Here is a 23,607-nt window from a genome sequence, read left to right as displayed (position 1 = left end):
TAGAAAGGGTAAAAAGGAAAATATATCTGTTTTTCCCATAGATATATACTCTGGATTATTTGAAGGTACTGAACTGTAACCAATTGCCCGCTTTATTTTCAGGGGACTTTGTTTGCTTAGACTATCGCAATAAAGTTGAAGAGCCTATTGTATGTCTCCTGAAATCACCAAAAGTCTTCAGCTTTACATTCTTTACCGTATTTTATAAGTAAATGCTTTGAAGATTTTCTCAATATATTATTCTTATTGATAGTATCACAATACTTGTTCGAATGCTCGTCAACAAGTCAAGCTTATTTTGTTCATCTAAAACACTTGATTACTAATCGACGACAGGTTAGACATTAAGGTAAGTAAAATGATTATAGAAGGTACTATAAATTATAAGAGATATTGATGAAATAACATTAATAATACTTCTCCTGTCCAACCAAAGGGTAGGTGCTAACGAGTTGAGGGCATCCTACCTGTTTAGCATAAGGAACTGTAGGAAATCGAGAAATTAGTCGGAGGGTTAGAAATGGAGCAATATTTAAAAGATTTTAAATTGCATAAGTTCCAAGTGAGATCATTGAAAATATAGATACTTGGTGCCTAATGAAATATAAATTTATGGAGTAATTATGGATTTGGCACATTTATGGAAGGGTATTTTAAAAGTGTCCATCCCACGGAATTTAAAGAGATTTTAGCTGAAATTAGTCAAAGGTACAAGGATGTAATAGTAAACCCATACATATGGAGTGAGGGGATAGGCTTATTGTCTCTTGGTCGCGAAAAGAAGGACACAATGATAAAACAGATAGTCTTGGCCGGACAAATAGTGTCAAGGGAAGTTTTAAATTGGTAGAGAGAAGTAGGAAGAGAATTTTAAGAAACTGATGAAATAATTACAAATACGAAATCATGAAGCCGATAGATGTTTACTGAACAGGTAGATTTTATTAAAGTATAATGGTTGCATTCTTATAAAGGATATGGAAATTAAAGCAAAAAGAAAACGCTCTCCCTGTTGTATAAGGAGAGCACTTTATAAAACAATAAACCTCTTATTCCTACATCTACTATGAAATGAAAAAGCTTATCCCAAAAACAACTATAAATCCAACTAAACCAATAATGGTTTCCATAACAGTCCAAGATTTAAGTGTATCCTTTTCAGTCATTGCTAACAATCGGTTAACAAGCCAGAAACCTGAATCATTTACATGAGATAAAACAGTTGCCCCACAAGCAATCGAAATAGCAATAAGTGCCAGCATCGGCTGAGATAAATCAACCATATCGAGAATAGGCGAGACTAATCCTGCTGCTGTAATCATTGCTACTGTAGCGGAACCTTGAGCGACACGAACAAAAGTAGCAATCAGAAACGCGAGGAGTACTAGCGGGAAACCGGAAGAAGCCATTATTTCTCCCATTGCATCGCCAACTCCACTCTGGATCAGAATTTCTTTGAAAACTCCTCCAGCTCCAGTGATTAAGATAACAATACCTGCAGGCTCAAGCGCTTTAGTAGTAAGGGAATGTATTTCCTTTTTTGTGACACCGCGACGTTTACCAAGAAAATATATAGAAAGTAGTGTTGCGATAATTAATGCAACAAATGGATGCCCAATAAACGTTACAATTTCCTTAAAAGTTCCTTCTTCTAATAAAAGACCCCCTGCTGTATTAAACAGAATCAAAGTGAGCGGAGAGACAACAAGAAAGCAAATTAAGCCAAAGCTTGGAAGAGATTTTTTCTCACCGTTCTCCATTTCTTTTCTCGTTTCTTCCTCTTTAATATGTTCAGGAACGTTAACAAAAACTTTATTTCCAATATAACGACCGAATACTGGTCCAGCTAGAATCATAGCTGGAATCCCGGCTATAACACCAAATAACATCATCCAGCCTAAGTCTACACCAAGTACGGATGCAACTGCAATTGGACCCGGTGTCGGCGGAATAAAGGCATGGGCTACTGCCAATCCTGCCAGAAGCGGAATCCCATAGTATAACAATGATTTTTTTGTACGCATTGCCAAACTATAAAGTATCGGTATGAGAATAACTATAGCAACATCTAAAAATACTGGGATAGCCACAATAAAACCTGTTAAACCTAGTGCCCATTGTGCTCGCTTTTCACCAAATTTATCAACAAGCGTAAAAGCTAGGCGCTCAGCACCGCCGGATGTGCGGAGCACCTCGCCAAACATGGCACCAAGTCCAACCACGATGGCAATAAATCCTAAAGTACCTCCCATACCTTGTTCCATTACTTCCAGTAAGTAACTCGGTTCCATTCCTGTAAAAAGACCAATAAAGATACTGGCGATTAAAAGTGCCAGGAACGCCTGCATTTTTGAGTGCATTATTAAATATAAAAGTACAGCAATTCCTATAATTGTGATTAAAATTAAAGCCGTTGATGACATATATGTTCCTCCTTCTGTCAGTTCTCTACCATTCAGCTACACTATTATCTTTGTGACGCCAAATCGGATTTTTCCAATTATGTCCTTTTTCTGCCATCTTTCGAACATGTTCTTCATTGATTTCTATTCCCAAACCAGGGCGATCAGGGATATCGACATATCCATCTTTGTACTTGAATACGCTATCATCTATTAAATAATCTAGTAAGTCAGAGCCTTGATTATAATGAATTCCTAGACTTTGCTCTTGAATAAATGCATTATGACATGTGGCATCTACTTGTAAGCAAGCTGCTAAAGCTATTGGACCTAAAGGACAATGTGGCGCTGCTGCTACATCAAACGCTTCTGCCATTGATAAGATTTTTTTGTTTTCTGTAATTCCACCAGCATGAGATAAATCCGGCTGGATAATATCCGCATACCCGTCTTTTAACAGATTTTTAAAATCCCATTTAGAATACATTCTTTCGCCAGTAGCTATTGGAATTACTGTATGATTGGCAATCTCACGCAATGCTTCATTGTTTTCTGGTAATACCGGTTCTTCGATAAACATAGGTCGAAATTGTTCCAGTTCTTTCGCTAATACCTTTGCCATTGGTTTATGAACCCGTCCATGAAAATCAATTCCTATTCCTATATAAGGACCTACAGCATCACGAATAGCTGAAACATTCGCCAGGACCCGATCAACTTTTTCATGTGTATCAATGTATTGCAGTTCATCCGTACCATTCATTTTAATTGCTGTAAAGCCTTTATCAACGACTTCCTTAGCAGCTGCTCCAACGTCAGATGGACGATCTCCTCCAATCCAAGAATATACCCTAATAGATTCTCTTGCTTTTCCGCCAAGCAGCTGGTGGATAGGCACATTTAAATATTTTCCTTTAATATCCCAAAGCGCCTGATCAATGCCTGAAATAGCACTCATTAAAATAGGGCCTCCACGATAAAATCCACCGCGGTACATCACATTCCAATGATCTTCTATCTGTAGCGGATCTTTTCCTATTAAATAGTCCATCAGTTCCATAACTGCAGCTTTCACAGTAGCAGCTTTTCCTTCAATAACAGGTTCTCCCCAGCCGGTAATGCCTTCATCGGTCTCTATTTTTAAAAATAACCATCTTGGTTGTACTTGAAATAGTTCATAATTTGTAATTTTCATCGCTTTTCCTCATCCTTTTCTTTTACATTTTCCTTGTTCAAGAAACTTTTATTTTTCAGCTACTGCCTGAATAAAATCTTTTGCTTTTTCTGTTAATTCCCGTAAATATGCTTTATTCACTTTCTCCTTAGTATTTACAAGCGAGCTTCCTATTCCAAATGCTGCGGCTCCTGCCTTTTGGAACTCAACAATATTTTTTTTATTTACTCCCCCAGTTGGCACTAATGGAATATGGTTAAGAGGTCCACGTATATCTTTTATATAAGCTGACCCTATACTTGCTGGAAACACTTTTACCAAATCTGCACCTTCTTCATAAGCTGTCAATATTTCTGTTGGTGTAAATGCACCTGGTATACTCACTTTTCCGTAGCGCTTTGTCATTTTAATTGTTTCCTTGCTTATTGTCGGTGATAAAATAAAATCTGCTCCTGCATCAATAGCTGTTTTTGCTGACTCTGGGTCGAGAACAGTTCCAGCGCCAACTTTCATTTCTTCGCCAAATGCTTCCTTCAGGTCTTTAATTCCTTCTATGGCCTGAGGAGAGTTTAATGTCACCTCTATAAGACGGACACCGCCTTCTTTTAAAGCCTTTCCAATTTGTAATAAGTCTTCTTTCTCAGCCCCGCGGATAATCGCAATAATTTTGTGCTGATAAATTGCCTCAAGTGTATGCATAAATATCCTCCTTATCGGTTTACATCATCCTGTATAGTTGATTCCATAAATGCTAGTAATTGCTTTCTTGTTGGCAACCCCTCTATATCACCATCAACCTGAGTTACTAAAGCTCCCATAGCACAGGCGCGTTGTACAGCATCTTTCCATGTTACTTTGTCTAATAAACCAGATAAAAGTCCTGCAGCAAAACCATCTCCTGCCCCAACAGGATCAACTACATATGGAACAGAATAAGCATCTACAAAACCACTTTCTTCACTATTTTCATAGTACGCTCCTTTTTCTCCCAGCTTAACCACGACTACACCAGCTCCTAGATCCCTGCAATATTGGCTGATTTCTAAAGCATCCATCGTGTCAAATAAAAAGTCGCCTTCCGCTTTTCCAGGTAGTACAATATCAGATAAGCTAATGATTCTCTTCAATAATTCTGCTCCACTGTCTTTATCAAGTAATTTCTTTCTTATATTGGGATCAAATACAACCGTTACCTTTTCCTGCTTTGCCTTATCAAGAAGTGCAAAAATCATCTTTTCACATGATGGACTCAAAGCAGGAGTAATTCCTGTTATATACAAATATTTAGTAGCTGAGACATCTACGTTTTCAATATCCTCCGGAGTCATTCTACTGGCAGCTGAGTCTTTTCTATAATAAAAAATCGAACTTGTTTGTGCATTTGTTTTTTCTTTCAAGAAAAGTCCAGTAGCTGCTTCCTTATCTTGTTTCACATAGGTTGTGTTAACTCCCTCACCACGCACAGCGTTTACAATTTTTGCGCCGAGCTCATCATCTCCTACACTGCTGATCCAGCTTGTCTGATATCCGAGCTTTGCTAAACCTATTAACGTATTTGTTTCAGCACCAGCAATTCGTACAGTAAATTCGTTTGCATACCGCAATTGTCCACTTGTCTTAGGAGAAAACAGAACCATTGTCTCTCCAATACTTAACACATCCATTTAAACACCTTCCTTATTCACATACCCCAGTTTTGCTGAAATTTCTGTTGCTGTTTGCTTTAAATGTTTCAAAATATTAGCTTTCTGTCTAAGCATCCTCTCCTTAGGACCTGCCACACTAATTGCAGCTTGAATATCACCTTTCATATCAAATACTGGAGCTGCTAAACAATAAAGACCATCTTCATTTTCCTCATTATCTATGGAATATCCTTGTTGTTTATATTCCTGGAGTCGTTTCACTAATTCTTCTTTGTCCGTAATTGTCTGTTTAGTAATCGCCTTCAATTCTGTGGTATTTAAGTAATGATTGCGTTTAGCTTCATTCATAAATGCAAGATAAGCCTTACCGAGCCCTGTACAATATAGCGGTTTTTGCCCGCCTGGGTAAGCAGAGGTTCTAATGGAACGGTTACTATTAATCTTCGCAACATAAACAAGTTCATGGTCAGCTAATACTGCCATAAATACAGTTTCTTCAACTGCCTCCATTAATTTTTTTAACGATGACTGACCTAAAGAAGATATATCCAGTGACTCCACTGCCGCATTTCCAACAGGAATGAGTTTCGGCCCTAAAATAAATAGATTCTGCTGATTAACAGACAAGTAATTTTCATTAAGCAGTGTTTTGATTAAGCCTGATGTACTGCTTTGTGGAAATTGTAGGGTTTCACTAATTTCTTTGATTGTCATTCCTTCAGTATTTACACTAAGAAGCTCAAAAATCCTTAGCACACGCTCTGCAGATTTAACTGCCATCACATCACCTCCATCACATATGTGATTTAAAATCCTATATATGATTATCGAAAAATATAACATGATTTTTGCAGAATATCAACCATAAAATTAAAGCGTTTCATTTTTTTCGTTCGAGTAAGGGAATAAAGAAATAATTTTTCGTCTCTGTTACACACCTAAGTATGGGTATTAGGTAGTGAAGAGTTATATTAAATGAAGAAGTGAATGGGCTAGCATTAGAATGATAAGTAAAGGCGTAGATATAAAAGATGGTTAAGGAGGTAAAATAGTGAAAAGTAATGTTTCTTTGTGGTTGGGGTAATTTAGCAATGTTAGTAAGTTCGAAAAATAGTAGAAAAAAATAATCATTACTACTTGGAGTTATGAGCTGATTAAAAAACGATAAGAAAACTCATATCTTGAGTGGTTTTACATTTTTCGAAGCTGTTTCGATCACTTCCAACAAGATGATAAACGTGCTTTTCATCCAACTGCTGATTTTCACGGATTTCTTTAGCATTCCTATGTATAATTCCCTCCAAATAGGAAAGGCTGAAAAATAAAAATGTAAAAGTGAGGGAATGTAAGTGATTTGTCCGAATTGTCGCAGCAAGAATATCGGAATTATCGGTCCCGAGCAATATTATTGCTGGGATTGCTTTATTGAATTATCTGTCCAGAATAATATGCTGCATCTGCATGAAGTAGAAATGGACGGATCGTTAAGCTCATTAGATGATTTATTTTCTGATGAGGAAAGACGTGTAGAAAGGTAATGAAGTCCAATCAATCAAGAATTCGTATCGTTCTTCAATTGATTATTCTTTGTCTGGCAGTTTTGTTTCTATACTTAATGTATATATTATTTCCTTTTTATAAGCATGTGCTAATCGTTCTTTTACAGATACTAGCGCCTTTTTTAGTTGCCGGTTTAATCGCTTATTTATTACATCCAGTCGTTGAAAAAATCCATCGTTTGCACATTCCACGACCGTTGGCTATTATTTTTATATATCTCCTTTTTTTTGGAGTATCTGGTTATGGTATTTATATATCCTTCCCACTGTGGATGAAGCAAATTCAGGAAATGCAGCAAAATATTCCACAATACGTAGAATCATATCGTTCCTTTATTTATGGCATTTATGATCAAACCTCATTTCTGCCTGAGGGATTTCACGATAATTTAGATGAATTCTTTGAAAATATTGAAACAACACTAGGTGAACAAATAACCAATCTACTTAGGAATATCCCGATGTTGTTCGATATTTTTGTTATGCTAGCGGTTATACCCATTTTAGCCTTTTATTTTTTGAAGGACTATCAACAATTACAGAGAAGTATTTTGAAAATAGTACCACTAAAATATCAACCTTTTACGAAGAGACTTGCGCATGATATGGAAGAAAGCTTGGGAAAGTACATTCGTGGTCAAATATTAGTCTGTTTTTTCGTTGGGTTAATCAGTTATTGCTTGTTTCGAATAATTGGAATGAATTATGCAGTCGTATTAGCAACCATTATTGGTTTCACTAATTTCATTCCATACTTCGGACCAATCATAGGAGCAATTCCTGCGCTTTTGATTGCCTTTACGATGTCAACCAAAATGGTCTTCTATGTACTTCTAGTAGTTTTAGCTGTTCAAATAACAGAAGGCAATTTACTATCACCGTTTATAGTAGGCAAAAGTATACACATTCATCCTGTTTATCTAATCTTGGTATTATTTATTGCGGCAAACACAGCTGGCATTATTGGGATGATTTTAGCAGTGCCCTTACTTGCAGTAGCCAGAGTTGCCGTCCCATTGATTATTAGACAGGTAAAAGCAATTGACAGATAATCAAATGTTATCTATAATATGCTAACGAAGTGAAATAAATGAAAACGAAGAAAAACCTTAGTACTGGATTACCGTTTTAAGAGAGGAATTTCCGTGGCTGAAAGAAATTCTAAATGCTCTGATTCAGGAAGCTAGTTTGGAGTGCAGCTAATTCCTGCCGGTTCCATCTCCGTTACAGATGTCAAAGTGACAGTCACTTAGACTGTAATTAGGGTGGTACCGCGGATATAACTCTCGTCCCTGCTATGATAGGCAGAGATGGGAGTTTTTTATATTTTGAGAGAAACCAAATTAAACGGAGGCGAATAATGATGAATAATTTAACATCTGCTCAAGTACGGCAAATGTTTTTGGACTTTTTTAAAGAAAAAGGTCATGCAGTGGAACCAAGTGCATCCTTAGTACCGAAAGATGATCCAACATTATTATGGATCAATAGTGGTGTTGCCACTTTAAAAAAATACTTTGATGGTCGAGTTGTTCCAGAGAATCCGCGGATTACGAATGCACAAAAATCAATTCGTACGAATGACATCACCAATGTAGGTTATACGGCAAGACATCATACTTTTTTTGAAATGTTAGGCAACTTCTCCATTGGCAATTATTTCAAAGAAGAAGCAATTGACTATGCTTGGGAATTTCTAACCAGTGACAAATGGATCGGGTTTGACCCGGAGAAATTATCTGTTACGGTACACCCGGAAGATGAGGAAGCATATGTGCTTTGGCGTGATAAAATTGGTCTTTCGGAAGACCGCATTATTCGACTAGAAGAGAATTTCTGGGATATTGGGGAAGGACCAAGCGGGCCAAATACCGAAATATTCTATGACCGTGGCGAAGCTTATGGTAATGATGCAAATGATCCAGAATTGTATCCTGGCGGTGAAAATGAACGCTACTTAGAGATCTGGAATCTGGTGTTTTCGCAGTTTAACCATAATCCTGACGATACGTACACACCGTTGCCAAAGAAAAACATTGATACAGGGATGGGACTTGAACGTCTTGTTAGCGTGATTCAAGGTACACAAACAAATTTTGAAACAGATTTATTCTTACCTATTATTCAAGCAACTGAAGAGCTTGCTAATACTACCTATAATACGAATGAAGATGCTGATGTGGCATTTAAGGTTATTGCCGATCATATCCGAACGGTCACGTTTGCGGTGAGTGATGGTGCTTTACCTTCGAATGAGGGACGTGGCTACGTATTACGCCGACTCTTACGGCGAGCGGTTAGATATGCAAAACAAATCGGAATTGAGAAGCCATTTATGTACCAGCTTGTTCCTGTAGTCGGTACGATTATGGAAGCTTTCTATCCGGAAGTAAAAAATAAAACAGACTTTATTCAGAATGTGATAAAAACGGAAGAAGACCGTTTTCATGAAACATTACAGGATGGCTTACAAATTTTCCACCAAATTATTGCTCAAGAAAAAGCAAAAGGAAATAAAGTATTTCCGGGTGAGGAAGTATTCCGTCTTTATGATACGTACGGATTTCCTAAAGAGCTAACAGAGGAATATGCAGGTGAAGCTGGATTTGCGATTGATGAGGATGGTTTCGAACAAGAAATGACGAAGCAGCGTGACAGAGCACGTAATGCACGTCAAAAAGTCGATTCGATGCAAATCCAAGATGGTGAATTAAATCAAATTACTTCCGAAAGTTCATTTGTAGGATATGATTCTTTACAAGCAGAAACAACAGTCCTTGAAATAGTAGCTAATAAAAAGCGTGTGGAGGCTGTTACAGCAGGAAATGAAGCATATGTCATTTTAGCAGAAACTCCTTTTTATGCAGAGAGTGGAGGACAGATTGCTGATAAGGGGATTCTTTCCTTTGATGGTGGCTATGCAGAGGTACAAGATGTTCAGAAAGCTCCAAATGGACAAAACCTTCATCGTATTTTAATTAAGGAAGGATCTTTAACAAAAGAGCAATCTGTTCATGCACAGGTAGACCAGACAGCACGCCAGTATATTATTAAAAATCATACGGCAACACACTTGTTGCATCAGGCGTTAAAGGATGTTTTAGGTGATCACGTCAATCAAGCTGGTTCACTAGTTGCAAGTGATCGTTTACGCTTTGATTTCTCTCATTTCGGCGCAGTAACTGAACAAGAAATGACAGAGATTGAACAAAAAGTAAACGAAAAAATCTGGGCCTCGCTTCCTGTTTCTATTAGTAATAAAGGCATTCAGGAAGCTAAAGCAATGGGGGCCATGGCTTTATTTGGTGAAAAGTATGGGGATATCGTACGAGTTGTTGAAATTGGGGATTACAGTATCGAATTGTGTGGGGGCTGCCATGTTCAAAATTCTGCTGAAATCGGCTTATTTAAAATCGTCTCAGAATCAGGCATCGGCGCCGGCACACGAAGAATCGAAGCTGTGACAGCCAAAAGTGCCTATCAATTTGTGAATGGTAAGCATCAATTGTTACAAACAGCGGCTAATCAATTGAAAACAAAAGAAGACCAAGTACCTGAACGTTTAGAAATGTTGTTTAAGGATATGAAGGAACAACAGCGTCAAATCGAATCATTACGTGCAAAACTTTCGCAATTAGAGGCGTCATCGATCTTAGACGATGTCGAAGAGATAAATGGCATCAATGTATTAGCTAAAAAAGTAGATGTATCCGATATGAATCAATTACGTCAAATGGTAGATGAAATGAAACAAAAGTTAGAATCAGGTATTATTTTGCTTGCGGCAGTCAATAATGACAAGGTACAGTTAGCATCAGGAGTTACCAAAGATTTAGTAGCCAAAGGATACCATGCTGGAAATTTAATTAAAGAAACTGCCAAGATTTGTGGTGGTGGCGGTGGTGGCCGTCCAGATATGGCACAAGCAGGTGGGAAAGATGCAACGAAATTAGCAGATGCACTTGCCTATGTGAAAAAATATGCGCAAGAGGTTCAATAATTTTGGTAATTTTTATTAATAAAAGGTATAATAGATAGATACAATCCGTTGTAATTATATTTGGGGGTGCTTCCATGGATGGAATGGACAAGACAATGAAATTTGATTTTTCTGAAGAGCCCGTTGAGCAGAATGTAGAGGAAGTGTTGCTTTTAGTGCATAATGCGCTCGAGGAAAAAGGATATCATCCGATCAATCAAATTGTTGGATATTTATTATCAGGTGACCCGGCTTATATTCCACGACATAAGGATGCACGAAATTTGATAAGGAGAATTGAGCGCGATGAAATCATTGAAGAATTAGTGAAGTATTATATCAGCGCCAATAATAAGAAATGACAAAAGTATTAGGACTTGATGTAGGAACAAAAACGATCGGAGTAGCGGTCAGTGATGCACTTGGCTGGACTGCACAAGGATTAACAACGATTCATTGGCAGGAACCAGATTACGATTCAGTAAAAGATACGTTTAAACAACTGATCGATGAACATACTATAGAAAAAGTCGTTATTGGCTTACCCAAAAATATGGATGGTTCAATCGGCTTTAGAGGTGAAGCCTCTCAAGACTTTGCAAAGTTTATCGAAGATGCATTTTCGTTAGATGTGATTCTTTGGGATGAGCGACTCACAACGATGGCTGCCGAGAAAGTGCTATTAGAGGCAGATATGAGCCGCTCTAAAAGGAAGAAAGTGATTGACAAGATGGCAGCTGTCATGATTTTGCAAGGTTATTTGAATAGTCAACCATAAAGGAGGATTACTAATGGCATTAGAAGAAAAAGAACGAATTATCATTCCGGATGATAATGGTGAAGAGCACTTGTTTGAAGTACTGTTTACATTTGACGTCGACCAAACAGAACAATCATACGTGGCAGTAGTACCAGCGGAACAAAAAGAAGATGAAGAAGTAGAAGTGTTCGCATTCCGTTATGAGGAAAAGGAGAATGACGATGACCTTGCGTTATTCCATATTGAATCAGACGACGAATGGGATATGGTGGAAGAAGTACTCAATACAGTAGCAGAGAATGACGATCTAGCTGAATAAAATAAAACAAGACCAGGTTACTGCACCTCGAATGTTAGAGTGAAAAATCTAACTTTCGGGGTGTTTTCGATGGGGAAGTATAGTGGAAAATTAGTATGTTTTATGTATGTTAGTTGAACGTTCTCAATGCCGAAATTCCTAGCTGTTTATTCATAAAATAGTATGTAACAGTTTTTTACGATTTCGTAACACACTTTTTGTTATGTTTCCCTTTTGCGAAATTTGTAGTATAATATACCGGGTGAAAGGGGAGACCTAAATGAGTAATGAAAACGAAGAGAAGAACAAAAATCAAAAAAAGAAACTTACATATAAAGAAATCTCACAAGAGCGTGCAAAAGAAGCAAGTATTGCCCGGAAAATTATCTTCTTTGTACTCATTATATTAACAGGGATAATCATATTAGGAGGCTACAGTGCCTATAAATTCGTAGAAAAAGGCGTATCACCTGTGGATCCGAATAATGAAGAAACCATTGACATCACCATACCCTTAGGTTCTTCAAGTTCAGATATAGCTGCTATTTTGGAAGATGAAGGTATTATTGCAAATAGTTTAATTTATCGCTTTTATGTTAAATTTAATAATGCTTCCGACTTTCAGGCTGGGGAATATAGTTTATCCCCTTCGATGACGTTAGCGGAAATTACTTCAGAACTGGAAACTGGTTCACTTCAGCAAGAGCCTCAACTACGAGTCACGATACCTGAAGGAAGAAATATCGAACAAATAGCATCAATCTATGAAGAACATGCTGCTATTGATAGCGAAGAATTTTTAGAAAAAATGGTAGATCGTCCGTATATAGAAGAATTGATCAATGAATATCCCGATATCTTAACGGAAGAGATTTTAGCAGAAGATATTATCTATCCATTAGAAGGCTATTTATTCCCAGCAACATATGAGTTTTATACGGATAATCCTACTATTGAAGAGATCATTACACAAATGTTAAATAAAACAAATACTGTTTTAAGTCCCTATAATGACCAGATACAGGCATTAGATTTCTCGATACATGAAGTGATTACATTTGCCTCTTTAGTAGAGGAAGAAGCACCTACAGAAGAGGACAGAAGAGAAATTGCAGGTGTGTTTTATAATCGAATCGATGAGGGAATGAGATTACAAACTGATCCAACAGTCATTTATGCTCATGGTGAGCATATCTCAAGATTAACGTATGATCATTATGAAATAGATTCACCATATAATACGTATCAAGTGGACGGATTACCAATTGGTCCTATTGCTAATTTTGGAGAAAGTTCATTAACTGCTGTATTAGAACCTGGCGAAAACAATTATTTATATTTTTTAGCTGATTCAGATGGCAACGTACATTATTCAACAACTTATGAAGAACATCAAAACTTTGAAGATCAATATATTCATAATCAATAGTAAAAGCAGGGGCAGTTACCCTGCTTTTGCCCTGTTAAGAAGGGAATGACAATAATGCACGATACAGATATTATCGAATATCTGAATAGAATAACGTCAAAACAAGTCGATTGGATTCAACAATTAGAGAGAGAAGCGGAAGAAAATGAAGTTCCTATTATGGACAAACAAGGTATTTCCTTATTACAACAATTAATACGTCTTCATAAGCCGACTAAAATACTTGAAATTGGAACTGCCATCGGTTACTCTGCTTTAAGAATGTTAGAAGCACAACCTGATGCTGAAATAGTATCGGTAGAAAGAAATAAGGAAATGTATGACCGAGCAATGTTAAATATTAAAGCGCAAAATAAGCAGGAACAAATTGATGTCATTTTTGGAGATGCTACAGAGGTAGAAGAAGAAGTGATAGCAAAAGGACCATATCAAATGATTTTTATAGATGCAGCAAAAGGACAATATCGTCGCTTTTTTGAAAAATATCAGCAATCACTTACTAATAATGGTGTCATCGTAACAGATAACGTTCTATTTAGAGGATTGGTCGTAAACCCCGATGAAGCGCCAAAAAGATTACAAAACCTTGCGAAAAAGATCGATCAATATAATCAATGGTTATTGCAACATCCGTCATATGATACTACTATTTTACCTCTTGGTGACGGTGTCGCAATAAGTATCAAAAAGTAAAAGTAGAGGTGCACAACAACATGAGTAAGAAGAAACCAGTAATTATAGGAGTGGCAGGTGGATCTGGATCCGGTAAGACATCCGTTACAAAAGCTATTCAAAATCGATTTAAAGATCAATCTGTTCTTGTTATTGAACAAGATTATTATTATAAAGATCAATCGGATGTTCCAATGGAAGAAAGGCTACAAACAAACTATGATCATCCGTTAGCATTTGATAATGATCTGTTAATTGAACACATTAAACAGTTATTAAAGCTTCAACCAGTAGAAAAACCAGTATATGATTATACGATGCATACAAGATCTGATAATGTCATCCCAATTGAACCAAAAGATGTTATTATTATTGAGGGAATTTTAATCTTGGATGATCCAAGGTTAATGGAATTAATGGATATTAAAGTTTTTGTTGATACAGATCCAGATTTGCGTATTATTCGCCGCCTATTACGGGATATTAATGAACGAGGACGTTCGATCGACTCTGTTATCAACCAATATATTCAAACAGTCCGCCCAGCTCATTTGCAATTTATCGAGCCTACTAAAAGATATGCGGATGTTATCATTCCAGAAGGTGGGCAAAATGTTGTAGCAATTGATTTATTAGCGACTAAAATTGAAAAAATATTGGAACTTGAATAATTTTACTTGCATGGATTATTTAGGTAATCCATGCATTTGCTAAAATACTACAAATAAAACTATTGAAAAATTTAAAAAAATTTGAGATAGTAGTGGTTAGTAAATAAAGCATTTACATAATGATATATGCTATGAAGGCTATTTTTGATCGAATATCAACCAAATGTAAATGGTATTTGCTTAGGCATTCATAGCAGTAGATAGAAGGAGTGTAGGATTATGGCTGAAGAAAAAGAGTTTTACATGACAGAAGAAGGCTTAAAAAAACTTGAAGAAGAATTGGAATATTTAAAGACAGAAAGAAGACAAGAGGTTGTGGAACGTATTAAAATCGCTAGAGATTTTGGTGATTTGTCCGAGAATTCGGAATACGATGCTGCTAAAGATGAACAAGCTTTTGTTGAATCCCGAATTGTACAAGTTGAGAATATGATTCGAAATGCCGTCATTATTAAAAATGAAGATGAAAACCCTGACGTGGTATCTTTAGGCAGAACTATTACATTTCAAGAACTGCCAGACGGGGAAGAGGAAAGCTATACAATTGTTGGAAGTGCAGAAGCAGATCCATTTGAAGGAAAAATTTCTAATGATTCACCAATAGCAAAAAGCCTACTAGGTCGTTCAATCGGAGAAGAAGTGGTAGTTCCGACACCAGCCGGTGATATGAATGTTAAAATTATTAGTGTTCAGTAAGCTGTAGGAAAAAATGGATGTCTTAAAATGAGACATCCATTTTTGTTGAAAAGAAAGATCTCTAAGCTAAATAATTTTCATTTTGTAGACATTAATAATGGTTTTAATTCTCTTTCAATGAAATATTCTTTATTCTTTTCGAGTATAAATTGAAAGACAAGCTCTTCAGATACAGAATTAAATTGTAGCGTAGTGTCATCGAGAAAATGAATAAATAAGACCTGATTTTCCTTATCATAGCTAATCGATTCAAAGGTTGTTAGTTCCCATAGATTACGATCAAACGTAGTCGTTCTCAACATAGCACACGCTCCTTACATTTTCTTTCAATATAATATATTCCATATATATGGACAAACTCCTGCAAGTATGACAAAAAAAGAAAAAAATCGATCGAATTTCCTAAAATTAGGGCTTGTCATGGTGAAGGGTTCTTATTTTTAGTATAATGACGAATAGGAGGGTGGAATAATGGCAGATGATTTTGGAAGAATTACAAGAAAAAACAGATATGAGAAGAAAAGAACAAATACGAAGGCTATAACATGGTTAAGTATTTTTGGTGGAGTTTTAGTAGTGATCATTATTGCTCTATTTGTTTTTGGAGGAGATGATCAGGAAACTCCAGAAGCAACTGACGAAGAAGAACAAAACAATATAGATGAATTTGCATTGGGTGAACAACCACAAAACCCTTCATTACAGGAAGAAGATGCTGAACAGGAAGAACTTGAAGTAAGAGAAATCGAAACAGAGGAAGATGAAGATCAGGAAAGTAACGAGAGTGTTCAAGTTAATGAAGTAGAATCAGATGATGAAAATGTCCGGTCAGCATATGAAGGTAACTGGCAACCGATTGGTACAGAGCAAGAAGAGCCTCATACTACAACTTTTGAAAAAGACTCCGTTGATTGGCAGGAAATGATGCAGGCGGTCGAAGTGGCTACAGAGATTCCGACTGACGAACAAATTACATGGTGGGTAGGTCGTGCTGGAGAGCAAAGTGTAGAAGTAACGGTTTCCCATCAGTCTAACCAGGATGATACGTATAGAGTGACCTTAAATTGGGTGGAAGAACAAGGCTGGCAGCCTGTGCTAGTAGAAGAACTAATCGAAAATGAACATCAATAGTAAAGAAACAAAGCAAATAGGAGGAGTACACATGATAGGTATTATCGGCGCAATGGATGAAGAAGTAGAGCTGTTGAAAGAAAGAATGAAAATTACCGAAAAGGAAAAAGTTGCTGATAGTGATTTTTTTGTTGGGGAATTAGAAGGTAAGGAAGTAGTTTTATTAAAGTCTGGAATCGGAAAAGTTAATGCAGCGATTGCGACTACGATTCTTTTCGAAAGATATCAACCAGACTTTGTCATTAACACTGGCTCTGCTGGTGGTTTTCATCAAGATTTAGAAGTAGGGGATATTGTCGTATCAACAGAGGTCGTCCACAATGATGTGGATGTAACTGCATTTGATTATGACTATGGCCAAGTTCCTGGACTACCGCCGACTTTTCAAGCAAATCCAATCTTAATTGAAAAAGCAATGCTCGCTGCTAAAAAATTAGAGGGAATAGAAGCCATGAAAGGTTTGATTAGTACAGGAGACTCATTTATGCAAGATGAAGCAAAAGTAAAATTTGTACGAGAGAAATTTCCACAGATGATAGCTGCTGAAATGGAAGCTGCTTCCATTGCCCAGGTCTGCTACCAGTATGCAAGGCCATTTGTCATTATTCGTGCGCTATCTGATATTGCAGGTAAGGATTCTTCTGTTTCTTTTGATGCATTCTTGAAAAAAGCAGCAACCAATGCTGCCAACTTAATTATAGATGTAGTAAAAAATACGAATAACTAAGATAAAACTGCTGTCCAATATGGTGGTGACACCACAAAGTTTTTTAAATTATATAGCAGATTTGGCTGGTTTGAGTTCGGTATTGTATGGGACTCAAACCAGCCAATTTTACTTTTATTCGTTTAGACAGCTATTTTAGTTCATTACGATAATACTCATGAAAGACTTTCATTAAAGCTCTTTTCTCGATTCTTGAGACATAACTACGCGAAATATTTAATTTTTTGGCAATTTCTCGTTGTGTTAATTGATCGGTCTTCCCTAAACCAAAACGGTCAATTATTACTTCTTTCTCCCGTTGATCCAACACACGTAAGTATTTTTGAATCTTTTTTAATTCCATATGCAATTGAATTGCCTCTGTAATATCTTCATTCTCCGCTTCTAAAATATCAATTAGACTGATCTCATTACCTTCTTTGTCCTGACCAATCGGATCTTGTAACGACACATCCTTTTTTGTTTTCTTCATAGCTCGTAGATGCATTAATATTTCGTTTTCTATACATCTTGCAGCATATGTGGCTAATTTAGTTCCTTTCCCACTGGAATAGCTCTCTATGCCTTTTATAAGGCCAATGGTGCCAATCGAAATTAAGTCTTCAGAATCTTCGCCGGTATTCTCAAATTTTTTTACGATGTGTGCTACTAATCGTAAGTTGTGTTCAATTAGTTTATTACGTGCATATTCATCGCCTTCTTGCATTTTCTTAATCATTTCGGCTTCTTCATCTGCTGGGAGTGGTTGTGGAAAAGTGTTATTTTTTACATAGGCAACGAAGAATAAAGCTTCTTTAATCATCGCTAAAATGCCTAATAATATTGACAATATGACACCTCCTAGACAGTAGGTATTCGCCCATATTTCATCCTATGCCGAACGTTTGTCCATTGTGTCATATGTCCAAGTTATATTTTCATTAGCTAAACTTACTTTGCTTGATGCAGATAGATGTTATCAGTGGAAATTTCAACCTTCCTCACTACATTGAATGATTAATATTTTGCCTTATCGATCTGGTGCCTCATCTATCCTTTTTAACAATAAAAAAGCTTTGTGACCTGTTAAAGATCACAAAGCACAACTAATTTTCTTTGTTTTTTAAAGCTTCAGCATATGAATCTCTTGTATTGCCATCATGTGCCCATGGTTTTACACCAGTTGCATGGGCAGATCGGCCAATCATATGAGCAGAAACAGGGGCAGTAATCAGGATAAAAATAATCCCTAAAATTAATTTACCACTTACGATTCCATGCTCCACATATAAAAAGATAAATGCCCCAAGCATAATACCGGAAATTCCTAACGTTGCTGCTTTAGTAGAAGCGTGTAAGCGAGTGTACACATCCGGGAAGCGAATCACACCGATAGAGGCCGATAATACAAAAAATGTTCCAATTACAAGAAACAAAATGACAATAATTTGCATGATGAATTCAATCGTTGTCCCTGTCAATGATAACACCCTTTTCTAAATATTTTGCTAACGCAATGGTTCCGATGAATAATAAGATACCAATTAATAAAATAACATCGTTTAAACGAGTAGTGACAAGCATAATAGCAACTAGACCAGCCATACCCATCAAGTTAATTCCTATCGCGTCAAGTGCTACAGCTCTGTCTGGGTTTGTAGGTCCCTTGACAACCCGATATAAAAGTAAGGAAATTGATATGGTGATGACAATCATACAGATAACAGTAATCATTTCGATGAGTTCATTCATCTTGTCACCTCCATAATTGCTTTTTCAAATGTCGTTTTAATTGCTTCAATTGCTGTTTCATTATCATCAATATCCATTGCATGAATATAGATAGTATCATTATTCTCTGAAACAGCTACTGAAAGCGTACCAGGCGTGAGCGAGATTAAAGAAGTTAACATCGTAATTTCCCAGTTACTTTTTAAATCAGTAGGTAAAGCAAAAATACCAGGTTTATAATCTTTTTTTGGCTTATATACCCATCTTACAATGTCAATATTAGAAATTAATAATTCTTTTATAAAAAGGAACACGAGTTTAATCATATTCCAGAAGCGTCCCAAATAAAACGCATCTGGAATAAATCTTCTTAACATGAATAACAGCAATGCCCCGATTATATACCCGCTCAGGAATGATACAAATGTATATGTCTCACCCAAAAACATCCACATGATCGCGATAATTAAGTTTAAGATTATTTGAAGAGGCATAATGATTTACTCCTTTAAAATAGATTCAATATAATTTTCCGGATTCATTAAATAGTCTCCGATTCCTTCTATGCTTGGATAGAACCATTCTGCACCAACCCCAAGCAAAACAGAGAAAAAGAGAAGAAATGCAATCGGAGCAATAAATCCTCTTGCTGCTTTTCTATTAGGGGTAATCGATTCATCTTTCTCTCCCCAAAAACCACGAATGAAAATGCGCATAACGGACAGTAAAATAAGTAAACTAGAACCTAGCCCGATAATAGCCACGATAATCTTGTCAGCTTCCATGGTACCTTGTAATATGACAAGTTTACCAATAAAGCCACTAAATGGTGGAATTCCGGCCAGTACAAAGGCTGAGATAAAGAACATCCATCCAAGAAGTGGGTAATGGTGGATCAATCCGCGTATCTTTCGTAAGTCACTGGTTCCAGCAAGGTAAGCAATGGCACCAACAAGTAAAAATAGAGCTGCTTTAATGATCATATCGTTTATTAAGTAGTATACTGTACCACTAAAGCCGGTGCTATTATAAACCCCTATACCCAATAGCATAAACCCGACAGCAGGGATTATATTATAGGCGACGATCAGTTTGATATTATTGGTAGATAAAGCTCCAATAGATCCGAATATCAATGTGAAAGCCGCAATCCAGATAAAGAATTCATGTGTTATATCCCGTTCATGTATAAAGATTAACGAAAAAACTCGTAATAACGAATAAATTCCTACCTTTGTTAGTAGGGCACCAAATAATGCCGATACTACCGGATTAGGTGCGATATATGGTCTTGGTAACCAGTAATAAAGCGGGAATAAAGCGGCCTTTGTACCAAAGACAAAGAATAGCAGGATTCCAATCGTAGTTAGAATACCTGTCTGTTCAACTTCTCCAACACGTTCGGCTATTTGTGCCATATTGACTGTTCCAACAACAGAGTATAAGAAGGCAATTGTTGTGACGAACAGCATCGAAGAAAATAGATTAATTAACACATATTTCAGTGATTCTCGTAATTGGACTTTTTCTCCGCCTAATACAATCATTCCGTATGAAGCCATTAATAGTACTTCAAAGAATACAAACAGGTTGAATAAGTCACCTGTAATAAATGCACCTGATACACCTGAAATAAGTAAAAAGTAAAAGGTGTAGAAATAAAATTCTTCTTGCTTTTGACTAAGTGATTTTGGTGCATAGAAAATACATGCAAGTGCAACAATATTGGTTGTTAATACTAAGGTTATGGATAACATATCTGCTACTAAAACAATTCCAAATGGTGCCATCCAATCCCCTGATTCTAATACTACAGATCCATTTTGATGTACATAATATAAAATGTACGCAACAACACCCGTATTGATCACTGTCAGTACTTGTGCATAGATACGAACTATTTTTAATTTTTTATGAAATAGTGCGGCAAGTACACCAGCGATCAACGGTAAAACTATTGGTAATGCTGCTAAGTTACTAATCATTTTCGTTACCCCTTAATTTTTCCATATTATCTGTTCCGTTTTCTTTAGATGCTCTATATGCAAGTACTAATAAAAGACTTGTTACACCAAAGCTGATAACTATTGAGGTCAGAATTAGTGCTTGTGGTAATGGATCTGCATATTGCTCGATATCATATTCTAAAATAGGGGGTGCCCCTAATTTTAATCCACCCATTGTTAAGATAAATAAGTGGGCACCATGTGAAATCAGTGCTGTTCCAATAACTATTCGTAGCATTTGTTTTTGTAACAAGTTATAAACACCTGTTGTAAACAATACGCCTGCAAGAATCGACATTATTATTTCCATTATTCTGCCTCCTTCTTGTTGCGTAATTTAATCAAACCATATATAGCAAACGCAGCAATACCTAATACGACAATTTCAAATAAGGTATCAATACCACGCATATCAACTAATATAACGTTGACGACGTTCGTTCCGCCCCCGAGTTCATAAGATGTTTCTAGGAAATAATCTGAAATCTTATCAAATAGTTTTGTACTGTGAGCGGAAATCGCTACTACGGTCATTAAAGCCCCAAATGCAACCGAGATAACAATATTAATTAATCTCTGGGAAGCATTTTCAGTACGCTCACGTAAATTCGGTAAGTGATAGAAACATAACAGGAATAAGGCCACTGTAATGGTTTCTACAACTAATTGTGTTAAAGCAAGGTCAGGAGCACGATATATTACGAATAACAATGCCAATCCATAACCGACAACACCAAGTATTAAAATCGCGGCAATTTTGTTTCGGGTAAAGATGGTACAAATTGCTGCAACTGCCATTGCTAAAGCAATTAAGATTTCATGGACCGTAATTTCCGCAACTTCAGAATTGTCGAAAGCAAAACCATCTGTCATCCATAACACACCAAAACTGCATACGAATATTGCCACAAGAATCAATGCCATATATAAACGAAGTGAGCCGGTCATATACATATTGGTAATTTTAGCAGATGCTTTTTCAGACTGGTCTACTAAAAAGTCATAGACTTTATTGAAACTTAGCTTGCCAGGGAATAAGCTATAAATGCCACTCCACGATTTTCTAGTAAAAGCAAGGACCGCACCAACACCTACTACGATTAAGGACATGAATAGTGGTGGTATCCAGCCATGCCAGAAATGAATATGTTTTTCTTCCATTGGCTGTCCATAAATTGCTTCAGCAGTATGATGAATCAAAGAACTATTCACAAGATTAGGGAATAGACCAATAATGATAACCCCTAATATTAAAATAATTGGAGAAAGAAGCATGCCAAAGGGTGCTTCATGTGGCTTCATCTTAAGCTGATCCAATTTCTTCTCACCCATAAAGGTACCGAAGACAAGGTACATGGAGTATACAAAAGTGAAAATACTACCAAACACAGCTAAATATGGAATAGCTTGCGCTAATGTATTGGCGAAAGCAATCGATGATTCATTTAATTGTAGTGTTGAATCAAAAAACATTTCTTTACTGTAAAAACCGTTTAAGAATGGTAACGGAAAACCTGCCATAGAAAATGTTCCAAAAAACGCTAATGTTGCCGAAATAGGCATTAAGGTAGCTAATCCGCCTAAACGACGAATGTCACGAGTACCTGTTTCATGATCAACGATACCTGCAATCATAAACAAACTACCCTTAAATGTAGCGTGGTTTAGAATATGGAATACAGCAGCGAAGATTGCGATACTTGTGCCAAAACCAAGCATAGACATGATCATTCCTAATTGACTGATTGTTGAAAATGCTAATATTCCTTTCAAATCAGTTTGACGCACTGCCATATAAGAACCCCAAACAAGTGTCAGTATCCCAATTCCACTGACAAATAGGAAAAACCAATCACTGCCTGAAAAGATCGGTGTAAATCTGGCAACAAGGAAAATACCTGCCTTTACCATTGTGGCTGAGTGCAAATATGCACTTACCGGAGTAGGTGCTTCCATTGCATCTGGTAACCAAATATGAAAAGGGAATTGAGCAGATTTTGTAAAGGCACCTAATAAAATTAGTGCCAAAATCAGTCCAAAGTATTCACTCGAAAGAATGACATCAGCTTGACTAATCATTGTTTGGATACTTGTCGTTTCGGTAATAATGGATAACAGGATAAAACCACCAAGCATACTTAGGCCACCGAATACGGTAATAAGCATTGATTTAAGAGCACCGTATCTGGACCTTTCTCTATAATTCCAATAACCGATTAATAGGAATGATGAAATGGAGGTAAGTTCCCAAAACGAATAAAGAACAAATACGTTATCTGAAAGAACAACACCAAACATGGCAGTCATAAATATCAGTAGATAAACGTAAAATTGATCCAACCTTTCAGAGGTGTGTAGATAAAAGATGGAATATAGTGTAACCAATGTACCAATTCCACTAATTAATAACACAAATAACAAACTTAACCCATCCAGATAAAAATCCAATCCAATATCTAGAGATGGAATCCAATTGTAAGATTGTGTTATTGGTGTAAAATCATTCCCTACATGTGGGATGAAATAAATAAATACAGCTAGTGGAGCCAGTAGCACAAAATAGCCAGTATGTATTTTTTCCTTCCACCTGGTAAAGAATGGGATGAAAATCGCCAGTAGAACTGGCAAAAACACTGCAAATAACATCTAATGATGATCCCCCTTATGTAAATTTATAATCATGTATTTGTAATTTTGACGGTATCCTATTATATTCTAATCTAAAAATATCAAAGATTACAAGAGAG

The 23,607-nt window shown here is 36.5% G+C and carries 26 protein-coding genes and 1 other annotated feature; of the genes, 12 read left to right on the top strand and 14 right to left on the bottom strand.

The features are described 5' to 3' along the window. Positions 1-1,064 precede the first annotated feature (1,064 nt). Genes ACTNEP_RS05865 through ACTNEP_RS05845 form a run of 5 tightly spaced genes read right to left on the bottom strand, consistent with a single transcriptional unit; the run spans position 1,065 to position 6,002 of the window. Complete coding sequence (locus tag ACTNEP_RS05865) at positions 1,065-2,423, bottom strand: GntP family permease (protein ID WP_441160806.1); 1,359 nt, start codon at positions 2,421-2,423, stop codon at positions 1,065-1,067. 25 nt (positions 2,424-2,448) lie between these two features. After that, positions 2,449-3,597: a galactonate dehydratase gene (dgoD, locus tag ACTNEP_RS05860; RefSeq protein WP_441160805.1), complete on the bottom strand. Its 1,149-nt coding sequence runs from the start codon at positions 3,595-3,597 to the stop codon at positions 2,449-2,451. A 48-nt stretch (positions 3,598-3,645) separates the two neighbouring features. Then, positions 3,646-4,275: a bifunctional 4-hydroxy-2-oxoglutarate aldolase/2-dehydro-3-deoxy-phosphogluconate aldolase gene (locus ACTNEP_RS05855; protein ID WP_441160803.1), complete on the bottom strand. Its 630-nt coding sequence runs from the start codon at positions 4,273-4,275 to the stop codon at positions 3,646-3,648. An 11-nt stretch (positions 4,276-4,286) separates the two neighbouring features. After that, positions 4,287-5,240, bottom strand: coding sequence for a sugar kinase (locus ACTNEP_RS05850; RefSeq protein WP_441160802.1), 954 nt, complete (start codon positions 5,238-5,240; stop codon positions 4,287-4,289). Then, the gene (locus ACTNEP_RS05845; RefSeq protein WP_441160800.1) at positions 5,241-6,002 is read right to left on the bottom strand and encodes an IclR family transcriptional regulator; all 762 of its coding nucleotides are present in this window, start codon (positions 6,000-6,002) and stop codon (positions 5,241-5,243) included. A gap of 569 nt (positions 6,003-6,571) precedes the next feature. Between ACTNEP_RS05845 and ACTNEP_RS05840 the strand changes: the two genes are divergently transcribed. The 10 genes from ACTNEP_RS05840 to greA all read left to right on the top strand — a co-directional run bounded on the left by ACTNEP_RS05840 (position 6,572) and on the right by greA (position 15,286). Next, the gene (locus ACTNEP_RS05840; protein WP_441160799.1) at positions 6,572-6,760 is read left to right on the top strand and encodes a hypothetical protein; all 189 of its coding nucleotides are present in this window, start codon (positions 6,572-6,574) and stop codon (positions 6,758-6,760) included. Next, entirely contained in the window at positions 6,760-7,833 is a 1,074-nt protein-coding gene (locus ACTNEP_RS05835; protein ID WP_441160797.1) for an AI-2E family transporter, read from the top strand. Before ACTNEP_RS05840 ends, ACTNEP_RS05835 begins: the two co-directional genes overlap by 1 nt. A 38-nt stretch (positions 7,834-7,871) precedes the next feature. Next, positions 7,872-8,078: a binding site (T-box leader), on the top strand. Positions 8,079-8,144: 66 nt separating this feature from the next. Continuing rightward, positions 8,145-10,781, top strand: coding sequence for an alanine--tRNA ligase (gene alaS, locus ACTNEP_RS05830; RefSeq protein WP_441161107.1), 2,637 nt, complete (start codon positions 8,145-8,147; stop codon positions 10,779-10,781). Between the two features lie 74 nt (positions 10,782-10,855). Continuing rightward, on the top strand, positions 10,856-11,122 hold the full coding sequence (locus tag ACTNEP_RS05825) for an IreB family regulatory phosphoprotein (RefSeq protein WP_441160795.1): 267 nt from the start codon (positions 10,856-10,858) through the stop codon (positions 11,120-11,122). Beyond that, complete coding sequence (ruvX, locus tag ACTNEP_RS05820; protein WP_441160793.1) at positions 11,119-11,538, top strand: Holliday junction resolvase RuvX; 420 nt, start codon at positions 11,119-11,121, stop codon at positions 11,536-11,538. Before ACTNEP_RS05825 ends, ruvX begins: the two co-directional genes overlap by 4 nt. 13 nt (positions 11,539-11,551) lie before the next feature. Beyond that, on the top strand, positions 11,552-11,839 hold the full coding sequence (locus tag ACTNEP_RS05815; protein WP_441160792.1) for a DUF1292 domain-containing protein: 288 nt from the start codon (positions 11,552-11,554) through the stop codon (positions 11,837-11,839). 259 nt (positions 11,840-12,098) lie between these two features. Then, positions 12,099-13,247 (top strand): endolytic transglycosylase MltG, encoded by a 1,149-nt coding sequence (gene mltG / locus ACTNEP_RS05810; RefSeq protein WP_441160791.1) that lies wholly within the window; start codon positions 12,099-12,101, stop codon positions 13,245-13,247. A gap of 54 nt (positions 13,248-13,301) precedes the next feature. Then, complete coding sequence (locus ACTNEP_RS05805) at positions 13,302-13,940, top strand: O-methyltransferase (protein ID WP_441160790.1); 639 nt, start codon at positions 13,302-13,304, stop codon at positions 13,938-13,940. Positions 13,941-13,960: 20 nt separating this feature from the next. Then, complete coding sequence (gene udk, locus ACTNEP_RS05800; protein ID WP_441160788.1) at positions 13,961-14,590, top strand: uridine kinase; 630 nt, start codon at positions 13,961-13,963, stop codon at positions 14,588-14,590. A gap of 219 nt (positions 14,591-14,809) precedes the next feature. Then, positions 14,810-15,286, top strand: a complete 477-nt coding sequence (greA, locus tag ACTNEP_RS05795) for a transcription elongation factor GreA (protein ID WP_441160787.1) — start codon at positions 14,810-14,812, stop codon at positions 15,284-15,286. 77 nt (positions 15,287-15,363) lie between these two features. Here the strand turns inward: greA and ACTNEP_RS05790 are convergent, their stop codons facing one another. Beyond that, positions 15,364-15,588 (bottom strand): KTSC domain-containing protein, encoded by a 225-nt coding sequence (locus ACTNEP_RS05790; protein ID WP_441160786.1) that lies wholly within the window; start codon positions 15,586-15,588, stop codon positions 15,364-15,366. A 169-nt stretch (positions 15,589-15,757) separates the two neighbouring features. Here ACTNEP_RS05790 and ACTNEP_RS05785 point away from each other — a divergent pair, with 169 nt between their 5' ends. Further along, entirely contained in the window at positions 15,758-16,417 is a 660-nt protein-coding gene (locus ACTNEP_RS05785) for a YrrS family protein (RefSeq protein WP_441160785.1), read from the top strand. Between the two features lie 31 nt (positions 16,418-16,448). Next, a complete protein-coding gene (gene mtnN / locus ACTNEP_RS05780; protein ID WP_441160784.1) occupies positions 16,449-17,144 on the top strand; it encodes a 5'-methylthioadenosine/S-adenosylhomocysteine nucleosidase in 696 nt (231 codons plus the stop codon). A gap of 43 nt (positions 17,145-17,187) precedes the next feature. Here the strand turns inward: mtnN and ACTNEP_RS05775 are convergent, their stop codons facing one another. From ACTNEP_RS05775 to ACTNEP_RS05740, 8 genes are all read right to left on the bottom strand, one after another. Then, positions 17,188-17,274: an IS3 family transposase gene (locus ACTNEP_RS05775; RefSeq protein ID WP_441161106.1), complete on the bottom strand. Its 87-nt coding sequence runs from the start codon at positions 17,272-17,274 to the stop codon at positions 17,188-17,190. Next, positions 17,275-17,973 carry an RNA polymerase sporulation sigma factor SigK gene (gene sigK, locus ACTNEP_RS05770; protein WP_441160783.1) on the bottom strand — a complete coding sequence of 233 codons (699 nt, stop codon included), beginning with the start codon at positions 17,971-17,973 and terminating at the stop codon, positions 17,275-17,277. It abuts the gene before it with no gap. A 256-nt stretch (positions 17,974-18,229) separates the two neighbouring features. Beyond that, a complete protein-coding gene (gene mnhG / locus ACTNEP_RS05765; RefSeq protein WP_441160782.1) occupies positions 18,230-18,604 on the bottom strand; it encodes a monovalent cation/H(+) antiporter subunit G in 375 nt (124 codons plus the stop codon). Continuing rightward, positions 18,585-18,875, bottom strand: a complete 291-nt coding sequence (locus ACTNEP_RS05760; protein ID WP_441160781.1) for a Na(+)/H(+) antiporter subunit F1 — start codon at positions 18,873-18,875, stop codon at positions 18,585-18,587. Before ACTNEP_RS05760 ends, mnhG begins: the two co-directional genes overlap by 20 nt. Beyond that, a complete protein-coding gene (locus ACTNEP_RS05755; RefSeq protein ID WP_441160780.1) occupies positions 18,872-19,348 on the bottom strand; it encodes a Na+/H+ antiporter subunit E in 477 nt (158 codons plus the stop codon). The genes ACTNEP_RS05760 and ACTNEP_RS05755 overlap by 4 nt, the downstream gene beginning before the upstream one ends. Positions 19,349-19,354: 6 nt before the next feature. Continuing rightward, positions 19,355-20,836 carry a Na+/H+ antiporter subunit D gene (locus ACTNEP_RS05750; protein WP_441161105.1) on the bottom strand — a complete coding sequence of 494 codons (1,482 nt, stop codon included), beginning with the start codon at positions 20,834-20,836 and terminating at the stop codon, positions 19,355-19,357. Continuing rightward, positions 20,832-21,170 (bottom strand): Na(+)/H(+) antiporter subunit C, encoded by a 339-nt coding sequence (locus tag ACTNEP_RS05745; RefSeq protein WP_441160778.1) that lies wholly within the window; start codon positions 21,168-21,170, stop codon positions 20,832-20,834. Before ACTNEP_RS05745 ends, ACTNEP_RS05750 begins: the two co-directional genes overlap by 5 nt. Beyond that, positions 21,170-23,506: a Na+/H+ antiporter subunit A gene (locus tag ACTNEP_RS05740; RefSeq protein ID WP_441160777.1), complete on the bottom strand. Its 2,337-nt coding sequence runs from the start codon at positions 23,504-23,506 to the stop codon at positions 21,170-21,172. The genes ACTNEP_RS05745 and ACTNEP_RS05740 overlap by 1 nt, the downstream gene beginning before the upstream one ends. Positions 23,507-23,607 lie beyond the last annotated feature (101 nt).

It is taken from the genome of Gracilibacillus sp. HCP3S3_G5_2, assembly GCF_052063305.1.
Lineage (GTDB): Bacteria > Bacillota > Bacilli > Bacillales > Amphibacillaceae > Gracilibacillus.
This window is presented reverse-complemented; position numbering and strand designations above follow the sequence as displayed.

Bases quoted from the DNA above. Each gene is read 5' to 3' on its own strand.
- ACTNEP_RS05865 (WP_441160806.1), bottom strand. From the start codon at position 2,423: ATGTCATCAACGGCTTTAATTTTAATCACAATTATAGGAATTGCTGTA.
- dgoD (WP_441160805.1), bottom strand. From the start codon at position 3,597: ATGAAAATTACAAATTATGAACTATTTCAAGTACAACCAAGATGGTTA.
- ACTNEP_RS05855 (WP_441160803.1), bottom strand. From the start codon at position 4,275: ATGCATACACTTGAGGCAATTTATCAGCACAAAATTATTGCGATTATC.
- ACTNEP_RS05850 (WP_441160802.1), bottom strand. From the start codon at position 5,240: ATGGATGTGTTAAGTATTGGAGAGACAATGGTTCTGTTTTCTCCTAAG.
- ACTNEP_RS05845 (WP_441160800.1), bottom strand. From the start codon at position 6,002: ATGGCAGTTAAATCTGCAGAGCGTGTGCTAAGGATTTTTGAGCTTCTT.
- ACTNEP_RS05835 (WP_441160797.1), top strand. From the start codon at position 6,760: ATGAAGTCCAATCAATCAAGAATTCGTATCGTTCTTCAATTGATTATT.
- alaS (WP_441161107.1), top strand. From the start codon at position 8,145: ATGAATAATTTAACATCTGCTCAAGTACGGCAAATGTTTTTGGACTTT.
- ACTNEP_RS05825 (WP_441160795.1), top strand. From the start codon at position 10,856: ATGGATGGAATGGACAAGACAATGAAATTTGATTTTTCTGAAGAGCCC.
- ruvX (WP_441160793.1), top strand. From the start codon at position 11,119: ATGACAAAAGTATTAGGACTTGATGTAGGAACAAAAACGATCGGAGTA.
- ACTNEP_RS05815 (WP_441160792.1), top strand. From the start codon at position 11,552: ATGGCATTAGAAGAAAAAGAACGAATTATCATTCCGGATGATAATGGT.
- mltG (WP_441160791.1), top strand. From the start codon at position 12,099: ATGAGTAATGAAAACGAAGAGAAGAACAAAAATCAAAAAAAGAAACTT.
- ACTNEP_RS05805 (WP_441160790.1), top strand. From the start codon at position 13,302: ATGCACGATACAGATATTATCGAATATCTGAATAGAATAACGTCAAAA.
- udk (WP_441160788.1), top strand. From the start codon at position 13,961: ATGAGTAAGAAGAAACCAGTAATTATAGGAGTGGCAGGTGGATCTGGA.
- greA (WP_441160787.1), top strand. From the start codon at position 14,810: ATGGCTGAAGAAAAAGAGTTTTACATGACAGAAGAAGGCTTAAAAAAA.
- ACTNEP_RS05790 (WP_441160786.1), bottom strand. From the start codon at position 15,588: ATGTTGAGAACGACTACGTTTGATCGTAATCTATGGGAACTAACAACC.
- ACTNEP_RS05785 (WP_441160785.1), top strand. From the start codon at position 15,758: ATGGCAGATGATTTTGGAAGAATTACAAGAAAAAACAGATATGAGAAG.
- mtnN (WP_441160784.1), top strand. From the start codon at position 16,449: ATGATAGGTATTATCGGCGCAATGGATGAAGAAGTAGAGCTGTTGAAA.
- ACTNEP_RS05760 (WP_441160781.1), bottom strand. From the start codon at position 18,875: ATGAATGAACTCATCGAAATGATTACTGTTATCTGTATGATTGTCATC.
- ACTNEP_RS05755 (WP_441160780.1), bottom strand. From the start codon at position 19,348: ATGCCTCTTCAAATAATCTTAAACTTAATTATCGCGATCATGTGGATG.
- ACTNEP_RS05745 (WP_441160778.1), bottom strand. From the start codon at position 21,170: ATGGAAATAATAATGTCGATTCTTGCAGGCGTATTGTTTACAACAGGT.
- ACTNEP_RS05740 (WP_441160777.1), bottom strand. From the start codon at position 23,506: ATGTTATTTGCAGTGTTTTTGCCAGTTCTACTGGCGATTTTCATCCCA.